This window comes from Microbulbifer elongatus, assembly GCF_020524885.1.
GTDB classification, from domain to species: Bacteria; Pseudomonadota; Gammaproteobacteria; order Pseudomonadales; family Cellvibrionaceae; genus Microbulbifer; species Microbulbifer elongatus_A.
In genome coordinates this window covers 1,120,062-1,133,396 of record NZ_JAIVKJ010000001.1, presented here as the reverse complement: position 1 = coordinate 1,133,396, position 13,335 = coordinate 1,120,062, and the positions used below count along the sequence as shown (strand labels likewise).

Sequence of the window (13,335 nt, the reverse complement as noted above, 5' to 3'; positions counted from 1 at the left end):
ACAGGGATGCTATGACGTACTGTATTGCCATGCGATTGACCGAGGGGCTGGTTTTTACCTCTGACACCCGCACCAACGGCGGGGTGGACCAGATTGCCAGCTTCCGCAAAATGCACCTTTTCCAAAGGTCGGGAGAGCGCTGTTTCACCCTACTCACCTCCGGTAATCTCGCCACCTCCCAGAACCTGATCAGCCGTCTGCAAATCCAGATAGAAGAGAATGAGGAGCCAAACCTGTTTTCTGTCAGCAGCCTTTTTCGCGCGGCAGAGCTGATCGGGCAACAGGTTAAATCGATCATTTCCCACAATGCGCAGGGGCAGCAGAGTGCCGGCGTGGATTTTGGCTGCCATATTCTATTTGGCGGGCAGATTCGCGGAGAGGAACCGCGCCTGTTCCATATTTATCCGGAAGGAAATTTTATCGAGGCCACCGAAGATACGCCCTACCTGCAAATTGGTGAGAGCAAGTACGGCAAGCCGATCCTCGATCGAATCATCCATCACGATACCGGCCTGAACCAGGCCGTGAAATGCGCCCTGATCTCCTTTGACTCCACCATGCACTCGAACCTGTCCGTCGGTATGCCACTGGATATCGCGGTGTATCGCAACGACGCCCTGGAAATAAGTGTGGAGCGGATAGAGGAGGACGATGAGTACTTCAACCGCCTGCGGCGGTCCTGGAGCTCGGGCATCAAGTTGCTGTTTGACGATATGCCCTGACCGGGCGGCTTGCGCCGCCATACGCTCCGAGTTCAGCGCTAATCCGGCTCTTTGAGCTTTGAAATTTCATCGCGCAACTTGGCAGCCGCCTCGAACTCAAGATTCTTGGCGTGGTTGTACATCTGCTCTTCCAGCTCTTCGATTCGCGCCCAGCGCTGCTGGTCGGTGAGTGGTTTCTGGTCCGCTTTGTAGGCGCCGCCTTTTTCTGCCACTTTCCGTCGGCCGCGGGCCGGCACGCCGGGAGCGATAGCGCCCTCCATAATATCGGCGACACTCTTGCGAATACCCTTGGGAGTAATGCCATGCTCGGCATTGTGCTCCAGCTGCTTCTCCCGCCGGCGCTGGGTCTCCTCCAGCGCGCGCCGCATGGAGTCGGTTATCTTGTCGGCATAGAGAATCGCCCTACCCTCCAGGTTCCGCGCGGCGCGACCAATGGTCTGAATAAGGGATCGGTCCGAGCGCAGGAAACCCTCCTTGTCCGCGTCGAAGATGGCGACCAGGGACACCTCGGGCATATCCAGGCCTTCCCGCAGCAGGTTGATCCCCACCAGCACATCAAACTCGCCAATGCGTAAGTCGCGGATAATCTCTACCCGCTCCACCGTATCGATATCCGAGTGCAGGTAGCGTACGCGCACGCCGTTTTCGCTCAGGTATTCGGTCAGGTCCTCCGCCATACGCTTGGTCAGTACGGTGATCAGCACGCGCTGATCCTTGTCGACACAGCGATGGATTTCCGACAGCGTATCGTCCACCTGGGTAGCCGCGGGGCGCACTTCCACTTCCGGGTCCACCAACCCCGTCGGGCGCACCACCTGCTCCACGACGGCGCCCGCGTGCTCGGCCTCATACTTACCGGGAGTCGCGGAGACAAAAATCGTTTGTGGAGACAGGTTCTCCCACTCTTCAAACTTCAGTGGGCGGTTGTCCAGCGCCGACGGCAGGCGGAATCCGTATTCCACCAGCGTCTCTTTACGGGACCGGTCCCCGCGGTACATACCGCCAATTTGCGGCACAGTGACATGGCTCTCGTCGATAAATAGCAGGGAGTCGTGCGGCAGGTAATCGAACAGCGTGGGTGGCGGCTGGCCGGAATCGCGACCTGACAGGTAGCGGGAATAGTTTTCCACCCCGTTACAGTAGCCAAGCTCCTGCATCATCTCCAGGTCATAGCGGGTGCGCTGCTCCAGGCGTTGCGCCTCCAGCAACTTGTTGTTGTCGCGCAACTGTTTCAGGCGCTGCTCGAGCTCTTCCTTGATCTGGTCGATGGCTTTGAGAATGGTTTCCCGCGGGGTCACATAGTGGGACTTGGGGAAAATGGTGATACGCGGGACCTTGTGCAGCACCTCTCCGGTGAGCGGATCGAACAGGGTGATCTCTTCGATTTCCTCGTCAAACAGGGAAAGGCGCACGGCTTCCAGGTCCGAGTCCGCCGGGTAGATATCGATAATATCTCCACGCACCCGATAAGTGGCGCGGCGAAAATCAGCATCATTACGGGTGTACTGGAGTTCCGCCAGGCGGCGCAGGATGGTCCGCTGGTCGACGATATCACCGCGATCCAGGTGCAGCACCATCTTCAGGTACTTGTCCGGATCACCCAGACCATAGATGGCGGACACGGTCGCAACCACGATCACATCCTTACGCTCGATCAGTGCCTTGGTGGCGGACAGCCGCATCTGCTCGATATGCTCATTGACCGAAGCATCCTTCTCGATAAAGGTATCCGAAGAAGGCACGTAGGCTTCTGGCTGGTAATAGTCGTAATAGGAAACGAAGTATTCCACCGCGTTGCGCGGAAAGAACTCCTTGAGCTCCCCGTATAACTGGGCCGCCAGGGTCTTGTTGTGCGCCATCACAATCGCGGGGCGCTGCACCCGGGCAATGACATTGGCCATGGTAAAGGTTTTACCCGAACCGGTCACACCGAGCAGGGTCTGGTGCGCCAGGCCGTCACCGATCCCCTCCACCAGGGACTCGATCGCGGCCGGCTGGTCACCTGCTGGCTCATACTTACTGCTTACTTCAAACGGACGCGGTTCCGAGCGGGGTTCCATAGGTTTCTCACCAATCCAAATAGCGTTACTCGTCCCCGGAGGGGAGATTGGGAAATTGTAGGCGCACACGCCTCCCGGGAACAAATAGAGTCACGATCAGGGCCCGCTGGCGAGAAAATAAACACTGCAAAATCAAAGGGTTAATTTCATCTAAAGGGGTTGACCTGCTATGGGGTGCTCTATAAGATACGCGCCATCTCATCGGGATGCCCTACCGGCACCGGTCAGATACAGTTCCGCCTTAGCTCAGTTGGTAGAGCAAATGACTGTTAATCATTGGGTCGCTGGTTCGAGCCCAGCAGGCGGAGCCAAATTCAAAAACCCCGCAGCTTTCGATAGCTACGGGGTTTTTATTTAGAGCTATGCTCTATCCGGGTACTTTCACCAAGAAGCCGCCCAACCAAAATTCCGCCTTAGCTCAGTTGGTAGAGCAAATGACTGTTAATCATTGGGTCGCTGGTTCGAGCCCAGCAGGCGGAGCCAAATAGCAAAACCCCGCACCTGAGAAGGTCGCGGGGTTTTCTTTTTTCTGAGCCCCAGATTCCCGCCACTCAAGCAGCAGACAATAAAAAAGCCCCGCACATCGTGCAGGGCTTCTTGCTATCGGAACGGCTATCGAGGCAATCATCAGGCGCAACCTTTCGCGAAAGGTCACACCTCGGGCATCTCTCCGGTCCGGTGTTGCCGCACCCTGCTCCGACCGGAGATTGGCAATTGCTTCACCTCGGCACCCTCAGCTGCCGGCTGCTGCCCCCCAGAAACATCAGCGCCCCCTGAAGACAGTGCCCACACGGTATCGATCAACTGCTGCTTCGGCGCGTAATCCTTAACAGACTCCACCAGCAGTCGGTGGACGCCCTCCGCATCCTGCCTTGCACAAGCGATCTTCAACTCACTGACAAACTGCTCCAGCTGCTCAGCGGGCAACCGCTCCTCCTCAGCGCGCATGATGGAAGGATGGTCCGTCCCTGCCACCGCATCTCCAAGCAGAAGCTCTTCATAGAGTTTTTCGCCAGGACGCAAACCGGTAATCTGGAGTTCGATATCACCGTCCGGATTGGCCTCGTCGCGCACCGTGTGCCCCATAATCTGGATCAGCCTTCGCGCGATATCCAGGATTCGCACCGGCTCACCCATATCGAGCACAAACACCTCGCCATTGCGCCCCATACTTCCCGCCTGCAGCACCAATTGCGCAGCCTCGGGAATGGTCATAAAGAAGCGGGTTACCTTGGGGTGGGTGACGGTAACAGGGCCACCGGCATTGATCTGGTCGGTAAACAGCGGAATCACCGAGCCGGAAGAGCCCAGCACATTACCGAAACGCACCATACACACACGGGTTCGCCCGAAACGGCGCCCGAAGTCCTGACAAATCAGTTCCGCCAGGCGCTTGGTAGCCCCCATCACGTTGGTCGGTCGAACGGCCTTATCCGTGGATACCAGCACGAACTGCTCAACACCTGCAGCTTCTGCCGCCTCGAGCACCGACAGGGTTCCAAGCACATTGTTCTCTGCCCCCACCACCACATTCTGCTCAACAAGCGGCACATGTTTGTAGGCCGCCGCATGGTAGATGGTGTGCACACTGAAAGACTGAATGATCTCCGCCATCCGGGTGCGGTTACGCACATCACCCAGCAGCGCCGTTACCTCAACACAAAGATTTTCATCCAGCTGCTGCTGACGGAGTTCCCGCTCAATCTGGTACAGGGAAAACTCGGATGCCTCCAACATCACCAGCTTCGCCGGCTCCCACTGGATGATCTGTCGGCACAGCTCCGATCCGATGGAACCACCCGCACCGGTCACCAGCACGACCTTGCCGGCAATAGAAGCCGACACAAGATTCTTATGCGGCTCGACCGGAGCACGGCCGAGAATATTTTCATAGATCTGGGAGACGTCGGACACCCGCCCGGCGCCATCTACCAGCTCCTCCATTCCGGGAATGACTTTCACCACCACTCCGCGCTCGCGCAGACCACGCGTAATCTCCCGGCGGCGACGCTTGGGGACTCCGGGCATCGCCAGAAGCACCTCAGAAATATCCCGCTCCGCAATCACCTCGAGAATATTCGCCGGGCTGTACACCAAAACCCCATCAATCAGGGTGTTCTGCTTGGAGGCATTGTCATCAAAGAAGGCAACGGTCTTGTACATCTCACCGTGGATCAGGCCCTTGTAGAGCTGGAGGCCTGCGGTACCCGCCCCATAGATCGCGACACGGGTTTTATGGATTTCCAGCGCCATCTGGTAGTAGACGCGGACCAACCAGCGGGAACCGCCAACGGTAATGAGAGCAAAACACCAGTAGATGACCGGTACCGATCGAGGAACACCGGCATAGGTAAGATAAGAAGCAACGGCGAGGACGACCGCGGAAGCGGTTACACCCTGAAGTACCGCCACAATGGCTTGCTGCCCCATATAGCGGATGACTGTACGATACAGCCCGAGACGCAGAAAAATGAAGCTGCTGGAAACGAGCGTCATGCCCAGGCAGAGCGCCATTTCGGGCTCAGCAACCAACCATGCCCCGTTAAAGCGGATGGTCATCGCCAGCAGGAACGCCGCCGTGAGCATCAACAGGTCGTAGCACAGCATCAGTACCGGCTTATAGTTTTTCTGCGCGGCTTTGTAAAAGCGCTTCACTATGCCCCCAATATGATTCGGCTCCGAATCATTGTGATCCATTTACCACTCAAGTACACCTAGTCCTTCCAATGGAACCCTTAAGCCATTCCGGATACTACCAGCAGCACCGCTATCAATGACGTGCTTAGCATCACGAACAACTCAATAAAAAGCGAAGTCTTTACCCCAAATTTCAGCGCCACCCGCTGGTAAATGTGCTGTCTGTGCGCCTCCCACCAGCGCTCTCTTCTCACTACCCGCAACAGCAGTGTTACAGTGGCATCCAGCCAGAACGGACAAAAAATCAACAGCGGCACCAACCAGTGAAACACCCCCTGCTGCCACCCGGCGACACTGACAGTGAAAACTGCCAGGCCAATCACCGTTGAGCCCGCATCCCCAAGAAAAATGCGCGCCTGTGGCCAATTGTAGTACAGAAAAATGACGCTACAGGCCGCGATCAGAAAACAGATACCCGCCAGATCGCCCGCCCCCCGCCAAGCGGAAATCAACCCAAGAGCACCAAACCCGATAGCTGTCATACTGCCCGCAAAGCCATCCATGCCGTCCATGAAGTTGTACAGGTTGATCACCCAGACGCCGCCAACAATGAGCAGAACCCAGATTGACCAGTGCGCAACCTCAGGGGCAAACGCATTCAAAACGAGCGAGACGGACAAAAGTTGCACAGAAAAGCGTGCTCGCGCACTCAGTGGGCGGAGGTCATCGATCAATGAGATAGCGAATAGCGCGAAGAATGCTAGCAAAACCAGCGGAGAAATCGACAATCGACTGACAACCAGCCCAATCGATACACCGGTAATAACCGCCCAACCACCGGTACGGGGAACAGGTGTTTCATGCAAGGAGCGGTGGTTCGGGGTATCGAGCGCCAGCTGCCCCAATCGGGATAGCAACAGAAAAATAGCCGACATCGTGACAGCACATCCTGCAATCAGAGGTATCAGCCAGTGATCCAGCACCGCCCCCATTTACTCTTCCCCCAGAAACTGACTGTAGCGGTGCCTCGGCTGCCAGTTGAGCCGCGCCTTTAAGTGCCTGGCACTATAAAGCTCGCTACGCTCCACATCAACAAAACCTGCCTTAACACCCATAACTGACAGGAGCCTGAACGGCAGCAACGCCAGCCGCGTAGCGATCTGACTACTTTTTATACTCCGCCCGGTGGCCGCCGTACTAATCGATGCCAGGTTGTAATAGTCGGGTTCCGCAACAATAAAAACTTCACCACGACAGTCTGACTTGCCCACACAAACTATCGCTGAAAGCAGATCCTCTAGCGCCACAAAGCTTCGGTACCCGGTAGCGGGCACAAATGGCACTACCCTGCTCCAGGTTCTCAGCCGAGACTTCCATAAAAGCGCGCGCTTGGGCGGTGGTGACGCAGTTCTGGTTGCCTCACAAGCAGAAGAATCGATGGCGCCTTCTTCATAAACAGCTGCGGATCCATAAACAGCTGCGGGACGCAAAACGTTGACACGGATTCCGAGAGAGCGAGACCGAAGTCTTTGCTCCGCTCTCCACTTGCTACCACCGTAAGGATCTGTTGCCGGCTCCCCACTCTCTTCCGTTGCGACCTCTCCGGCCGGAGGCCTTAGTGCCTTGATACTTGAGAGATACAAGAATTGTTCGGCGTTGGCGGTGTCCGCCAGATTCAGCAACTGGCTGGGTAGTCGACAGTTCAGCAGCTCGGCCAATTCGGGATCATTGCGGCAATCTGAAGAGGAGGACAGTCCAGCGGCGTACACAATAATGTCGCCAGCCTGAAATACATCAGCAAACCGCGCCGCATCAAATATTGTTACCTGTCGATGCACACAGTTTGCCGGGCCAAATTCGCGGCGGGAAATCGAAAGCACCTGTTCACCCGCCTGCACCAGGAAACGGCACAGCGCTGAACCAATATAACCAGAACTGCCAATCACCACCCAACGCATTTGACGGAAGAAAACCTCAAAAATGTTAAATTAAAATTCTAAAAGCCCTATCAAAAAAGACAGCGCCGAGGCACTGTCTTTTTTAATTTTCTTAAAGCTGGATACGGTCTTTGTTTTTCTCCAGCGTGGCCATTCCGATTCCTTTAACCTCGAGCAGCTGCTCTACGCTGGAAAACTCCCCATTGACTTCGCGATACTTTACGATGAGCTCCGCTTTTGCCGGGCCGACGCCCTCCAGTACGGTAGAGAGCTCTTCGGCCGTTGCGGTATTGAGGTTGACCTGCACCTGCTCCTGAGCGGCGACATCTTCGGCGCTAACCAACTGAACATGGGCCAGCATCAGGAAAACAGCAAAAACTGCAGTAAGCGGGAGTCGAATAAATTTCATGGCAAAATCCTTTTATTGGTTGAATTTAGGTCTTCACTCCGTGGGACCACAAACCTCCCCAGGCGCCAGGGACTTTACCAGCAAATTTTCCCAATTTAAGCGATTTACTATTACAGACCATTACATCCGCATACAGCCGGTCACAAAGTGGCACGCATGTTTTAGCCTTACATATTTTCGATATCAGCAACGATTGCCTTCAATGCCGCCGCAGGATTTTCGGCACCGGTAATTGGGCGGCCGATCACCAGATAATCGGACCCTTTACGCAGCGCGTCTACCGGGGTCACGATTCTGCGCTGATCGCCGGCGTCTGCACCTATCGGACGAATCCCCGGCGTCACCAAAGCAAACTCGGAGCCACAGGCCGCCTTCAACACTTCCGCTTCCTGCGCAGAACACACCACACCATCGAGGCCACTGGTTTTAGCCAGGTTAGCCAGAGCCAACACCTGATCTTTCAGGGCTCGATTAACGCCCACTGGAGCCAGCTCATCTTCCGAGGTACTCGTAAGCACCGTAACGCCGATCAGCAGTGGACGATCCTCTCCAAGAGGAGCAAGCGCTTCCGCAGCCGCCTTCATCATTCGTTCGCCACCACTGGCGTGAACATTGACCATCCACACGCCGAGGTTTGCAGCGGCGCGAACGGCAGCCGCCACAGTGTTCGGAATATCGTGAAATTTGAGGTCCAGAAATACCTGGAAACCCGATTCCACCAACTTGCGTACCAGGTCCGGGCCGGCGATGGTGAACAGCTCTTTACCCACCTTTACCCGGCATACGGCAGGATCCAGCTGCGCGGCCATAGCAAGTGCCGCTTCGGCGTTGTCGTAATCCAGCGCCACGATTACCGGAGAAGATACAGAGTCAGTCAATGGACACCTCAGAGATGAAAATAGATGAATAGCGCACTGTACAAAGAGCATCGAGAGCCACTACTCGCCCTCGATCCCCTTTACAGAGCGCACGCTGTCCCAGCGTTTGCAGCTTGGACAAAGCCAGTGCAACTGATTACCGGAAAAGCCGCAGTTGTTACAACGGTAATGCGGGCGGCTGGCAATCAGCTGATCAATCAGATTCTTTAGTAAAAACAGGTTTTCCCGCGCACGTCCCTGGGTACTGTCTACATGCAGATCCAGAAAATGCCCGAGTCCACGCAATGAAGGTCGCATAGCCAGCTGCTTGCCAATAAATGCGGCCGCATCCGCCTCGCTTTGCTGCTGATGTATTCGCTCGGTCAGCGCGATCAGCACGCTGTTGGAAGGGTGCTCTTTGAGCAGCCGTTCGAGATAAGCCACCAGACCGCTTTCATCACCCAGGGCTTCATAGCAGGTAATCAGCAACTCGAGAATTTCAGGAATATAATCCGGGCTTTGTTTCGGGATCCGCTCGAGGACTCGGATTGCTTCCTGCGGACGTCCCAGCAAGTGCTCAAGTCGCCCCAACAATAGATTGGCACGGACCGAGCTACGATCGTACCCGAGCGCCGCGTCAATATGCTTGCGCGCACTGAGGTAGTCTTTGCCGTTAATTGCTTCTTCCGCCAGCTCGCAGCAGAAATGCGCCTGAATCGGCGCCCACTCTTCCGGCAAACGCTTGAAGCGACGACTGTGCAGCAGGTTCACCGCGTGTATCGCTTTGGCCCACTCGCGCTCGTCCCGGTAGACCTCCACGAGGTACTCCAGGCTGGTGCTTCGCAATTCACTGGAGGTTTCCACCAGCTCTTGCAACAAACGCTCTGCGCGGTCCAGCCAACCAGCGGCAATATAATCCCGCGCCAGTTCCAGCTGTGCCTTTTGTTGACTGATACGATTGAGGCTCGGGCGCGCCAGCAGGTTCTGGTGCACACGAATGGCCTGGTCGTGTTCGCCGCGCTTGCGCAGCAGGTTGCCGAGGGCCAGGTGGGTTTCGAAGGTAGCACTGCTCACTTCCAGCGCGTCGATAAACTTTTCAATGGCGTCATTGTGACGCTCACTAAGCAGATAGTTGAGGCCCTGCGCGTAGGACTGCGCCAGCGCCTGGTGCTGGTTATTCTTTGCACCTTTCTTCTTGCCGCTTTTCCGCCCGAGATACCAGCCGATGGCGATGGCAGCAAAAACGAAAATGAAAAACGTCAGGTCGCTCAACTCATTCTCCGGCAACCTGGCGGCGCACCGTCTGGAGCTCGCGTTCGACGCGCAACAGCTGGCGTTCGAGCGCCTTTACCCGGCGCCGCTCTGTCCAGTAAGGCAAGAGGCTGACAAGAAACCCGAGCGACGCGCCAATCAGCAGGAAGCCAATCAGCCAGAAACCGACGCTTCCCGGAAACAGGTCATAGCCGGCGAACCGGGGCGTTATGCTCTCCGGGTTATCGACTGCAAAATACACCCCGAGGGCGATACAGGCGAGCGCGAGCACTGCAAACAGCAATCGAGATATCCAGCGCAGAAATGACAAGTAAACCTCCGGCTCCGGAAGGAGTGAATAATCGTTGAGTCCGTTACAGTGTTAGTTCACTGGAACCAGCTCGGTGCAATCAAAGCGACTTATGCGTCTTCAAACGCGTCGCGGTGCATCTGCTGGTTTACCCTGTCCCTGAGTTCTTTTCCCGGTTTGAAGTGAGGCACGTATTTGCCCGCCAGCTCGACGGAGTCGCCGGTTTTGGGGTTGCGGCCCGTTCTCGGCGCGCGATAGTGCAGGGAAAAGCTGCCAAATCCCCGGATTTCGATCCGCTCTCCTTCAGCCAGAACACCTGACATGGTGTCCAGCATGACTTTTACCGCCAGCTCTACATCCTTTACCGGCAGCTGATCTAACCTCAGAGCAATCTTCTCGATCAGTTCAGACTTGGTCATGCAGTCCGCAATCCTTTCTAAGTCATTGATTATTCTCGAATAGCGGCAATCATCTAATAGAAAGCCGGACTGGGCAACCCCAGTCCGGCTTTCGCATAGCCTCAACTCATTGAATTGAGACTCTTGATAACAAGACCTTATCAGTCTTTGTTATTCATCTGCGCCTTGATCAGGTCACCGATAGTAGCCGGCTGAACCTGTTCAGCCTGCTTCTTGCTGTGATCCTTGATGGCTTGCTTCTCATCGTCCTGATCTTTGGCTTTGATGGAGAGGCTGATCACGCGGTTCTTGCGATCCACGCTGGTGATCTTGGTCTCTACTTCTTCGCCTTCTTTCAGGGCGTTGCGAGCATCTTCAACCTTATCGCGGCTGATTTCGGAAGCGCGCAGTACGCCTTCCACTTCGTCCGCCAGGGTGATGATGGCTTGCTTAGCGTCAACTTCTTTGATGGTACCCATTACGATGCTGCCGCGATCGTTGGTGGCTACGTAATCAGAGAACGGATCGGATTCCAGCTGCTTGATACCCAGGGAGATACGCTCGCGGTCGGAGTCGATACCCAGGATAACGGTTTCCAGCTCGTCACCTTTCTTGAACTTGCGTACGGCTTCTTCGCCAGCTTCGTTCCAGGAGATGTCGGACAGGTGAACCAGACCGTCGATGCTGCCGTCCAGACCGATGAAGATACCGAAGTCGGTGATGGACTTGATCTTACCGGAGATCTTGTCGCCCTTAGCGAATTTACGCGCGAAGGCATCCCACGGGTTTTCTTGACACTGCTTGATACCCAGGGAAATACGACGACGCTCTTCGTCGATGTCCAGAATCATTACCTCGACCTCGTCGCCAACATTGACAACTTTGGACGGGTGAATGTTCTTGTTGGTCCAATCCATTTCGGAAACGTGTACCAGACCTTCCACACCTTCTTCCAGCTCCGCGAAGCAGCCGTAGTCGGTCAGGTTGGTTACAACAGCCTTCACGCGGCTGTTTTCTGGGTAACGCTGCTTGATGGATACCCAAGGATCTTCGCCCAGCTGCTTCAGGCCCAGGGATACACGGCTGCGCTCGCGGTCGAACTTCAGTACTTTTACTTCGATCTCGTCGCCAACGTTCACGATCTCGCTCGGGTGCTTGATGCGCTTCCAAGCCATATCGGTGATGTGCAGCAGGCCGTCGATACCGCCCAGGTCTACGAATGCACCGTAGTCGGTCAGGTTCTTCACGATACCTTTGATCGCCATGCCTTCTTGCAGGCTGGCCAGCAGGGCTTCACGCTCTTCGCTGTTGGCTGCTTCCATAACCGCACGGCGGGAAACAACAACGTTGTTGCGCTTGGCGTCCAGCTTGATCACTTTGAAGTCGAGCTCTTTGCCTTCCAGGTGCGCGGTGTCGCGAACCGGACGAACGTCTACCAGAGAACCCGGCAGGAACGCGCGGATGTTGGCAACGTCAACAGTAAAGCCGCCTTTAACCTTGCCGCTGATAACACCTTTAACCACTTCGTCTGCAGCGTGTGCAGCGTCGAGGATTTTCCAGGCTTCAGCGCGCTTGGCTTTTTCACGGGACAGACGGGTTTCACCGAAACCGTCTTCTACCGCTTCCAGGGCAACCTGTACTTCGTCGCCCACCTGCAGTTCCACTTCACCTTTGTCGTTCTTGAACTGGTCAGCAGGGATAACACCTTCAGACTTCAGGCCCGCGTGTACGGTTACCCAGTCTTTGTCCACGTCGATAACAACACCGGTCACGATGGCGCCGGGTGCCATTTCTACGCTTTTCAGGCTCTCTTCAAATAGTTCAGCAAAGCTCTCGCTCATTACATTACCTATATAAATGGATCCCACCGATAGCAACTTTGAAGTCTAGTTAGCCGCCAGTAGAGATCCCACCGCGCTGCCAGTACGCGGGTCGGATTACAACAACGGCCGGGCGATTCTGGCTGATCCCGGCCGTCATTGTTAAAAATTCTGTTGCTGGAAAGCTGTTTCCAGTCTGGCTCAATTGATGCGTTTTTGTACCAGCTCGAGCACTTTTTGCAGAACACCATCTATATCGATGTCCGTACTATCCAGCACTACGGCGTCTTCGGCCGGTGCTAGCGGGGAGGCTGCGCGGTTCATATCCCGGTCGTCCCGGGCGCGGATGTCCTCCAGCAGGTCGCGGAGGCTAACAGAAACCCCCCTGCCCTGCAACTGATCAAAGCGGCGGCGGGCACGCTCTTCCGCACTGGCGGTCAGGAAGACCTTGACCGGCGCGTCGGGAAACACCGTGGTGCCCATATCGCGTCCGTCCGCCACCAGCCCGGGCAATCCACGAAAATCCCGCTGGCGCTGCAACAGCGCTGCGCGCACCGCTGGTACCGCCGCCACTTTCGAGGCCGCCATGCTGACTCGCTCCATACGGATATCGCGACTGACATCCTTGCCCGCCAGCACCGCAGCTACTTCACCATTGGCAATGGCAAAGCGGATGTCGAGGTTGGCGGCAATTTCCGCCAGACGCTCCTCGTCTGCCAGGTCCACGCCGGCATCGAGGGCCGCCAGCGCGGTCAGGCGATAGAGCGCACCGGAATCCAACAAAGCGTAGCCAAGCCTGTCAGCCAGTAACTTGGCGATGGTGCCCTTGCCGGAGCCGCTGGGGCCATCAATGGTGACCACTGGGGCCTTGGTGGTTGCGTCTGTCATAACTAATCGATACTGCTGAGGTTAGTTGTGGGAATTTCTGGCCAGA

Annotated in this window: 12 protein-coding genes and 2 tRNA genes; 3 read left to right on the top strand and 11 right to left on the bottom strand. The window is 56.0% G+C overall.

Annotated elements, in window-relative coordinates:
- The first annotated feature begins 11 nt into the window (after nucleotides 1-11).
- A complete protein-coding gene (locus tag LC059_RS04810; protein WP_226702678.1) occupies nucleotides 12-722 on the top strand; it encodes a peptidase in 711 nt (236 codons plus the stop codon).
- Nucleotides 723-760: 38 nt separating this feature from the next.
- Here the strand turns inward: LC059_RS04810 and uvrB are convergent, their stop codons facing one another.
- Nucleotides 761-2,782: an excinuclease ABC subunit UvrB gene (gene uvrB / locus LC059_RS04805; RefSeq protein ID WP_226702677.1), complete on the bottom strand. Its 2,022-nt coding sequence runs from the start codon at nucleotides 2,780-2,782 to the stop codon at nucleotides 761-763.
- Between the two features lie 235 nt (nucleotides 2,783-3,017).
- On the opposite strand from uvrB, the gene LC059_RS04800 reads away from it, so the two are divergent.
- Both LC059_RS04800 and LC059_RS04795 read left to right on the top strand, forming a co-directional pair.
- Nucleotides 3,018-3,093 (top strand) — tRNA-Asn (locus LC059_RS04800).
- A gap of 96 nt (nucleotides 3,094-3,189) precedes the next feature.
- Nucleotides 3,190-3,265, top strand: a tRNA-Asn gene (locus tag LC059_RS04795).
- A gap of 168 nt (nucleotides 3,266-3,433) precedes the next feature.
- Here LC059_RS04795 and LC059_RS04790 read toward each other — a convergent pair.
- The 10 genes from LC059_RS04790 to cmk all read right to left on the bottom strand — a co-directional run bounded on the left by LC059_RS04790 (nucleotide 3,434) and on the right by cmk (nucleotide 13,289).
- Nucleotides 3,434-5,479 (bottom strand): polysaccharide biosynthesis protein, encoded by a 2,046-nt coding sequence (locus LC059_RS04790; protein ID WP_226702676.1) that lies wholly within the window; start codon nucleotides 5,477-5,479, stop codon nucleotides 3,434-3,436.
- Nucleotides 5,480-5,517: 38 nt separating this feature from the next.
- Nucleotides 5,518-6,411 (bottom strand): MraY family glycosyltransferase, encoded by an 894-nt coding sequence (locus LC059_RS04785; RefSeq protein WP_226702675.1) that lies wholly within the window; start codon nucleotides 6,409-6,411, stop codon nucleotides 5,518-5,520.
- Complete coding sequence (locus tag LC059_RS04780; protein ID WP_226702674.1) at nucleotides 6,412-7,377, bottom strand: NAD-dependent epimerase/dehydratase family protein; 966 nt, start codon at nucleotides 7,375-7,377, stop codon at nucleotides 6,412-6,414.
- A 91-nt stretch (nucleotides 7,378-7,468) separates the two neighbouring features.
- Nucleotides 7,469-7,765, bottom strand: a complete 297-nt coding sequence (locus LC059_RS04775) for a ComEA family DNA-binding protein (RefSeq protein WP_226702673.1) — start codon at nucleotides 7,763-7,765, stop codon at nucleotides 7,469-7,471.
- 167 nt (nucleotides 7,766-7,932) lie between these two features.
- Nucleotides 7,933-8,643 (bottom strand): orotidine-5'-phosphate decarboxylase, encoded by a 711-nt coding sequence (pyrF, locus tag LC059_RS04770; protein WP_226702672.1) that lies wholly within the window; start codon nucleotides 8,641-8,643, stop codon nucleotides 7,933-7,935.
- Between the two features lie 60 nt (nucleotides 8,644-8,703).
- The gene (lapB, locus tag LC059_RS04765) at nucleotides 8,704-9,894 is read right to left on the bottom strand and encodes a lipopolysaccharide assembly protein LapB (RefSeq protein ID WP_226702671.1); all 1,191 of its coding nucleotides are present in this window, start codon (nucleotides 9,892-9,894) and stop codon (nucleotides 8,704-8,706) included.
- A 1-nt stretch (nucleotide 9,895) separates the two neighbouring features.
- Entirely contained in the window at nucleotides 9,896-10,177 is a 282-nt protein-coding gene (locus tag LC059_RS04760) for a LapA family protein (RefSeq protein ID WP_226702670.1), read from the bottom strand.
- Nucleotides 10,178-10,293: 116 nt separating this feature from the next.
- The gene (gene ihfB, locus LC059_RS04755) at nucleotides 10,294-10,602 is read right to left on the bottom strand and encodes an integration host factor subunit beta (RefSeq protein WP_226702669.1); all 309 of its coding nucleotides are present in this window, start codon (nucleotides 10,600-10,602) and stop codon (nucleotides 10,294-10,296) included.
- Between the two features lie 140 nt (nucleotides 10,603-10,742).
- On the bottom strand, nucleotides 10,743-12,422 hold the full coding sequence (rpsA, locus tag LC059_RS04750; RefSeq protein ID WP_226702668.1) for a 30S ribosomal protein S1: 1,680 nt from the start codon (nucleotides 12,420-12,422) through the stop codon (nucleotides 10,743-10,745).
- Nucleotides 12,423-12,602: 180 nt separating this feature from the next.
- On the bottom strand, nucleotides 12,603-13,289 hold the full coding sequence (gene cmk, locus LC059_RS04745; protein WP_226702667.1) for a (d)CMP kinase: 687 nt from the start codon (nucleotides 13,287-13,289) through the stop codon (nucleotides 12,603-12,605).
- Nucleotides 13,290-13,335: the final 46 nt, after the last annotated feature.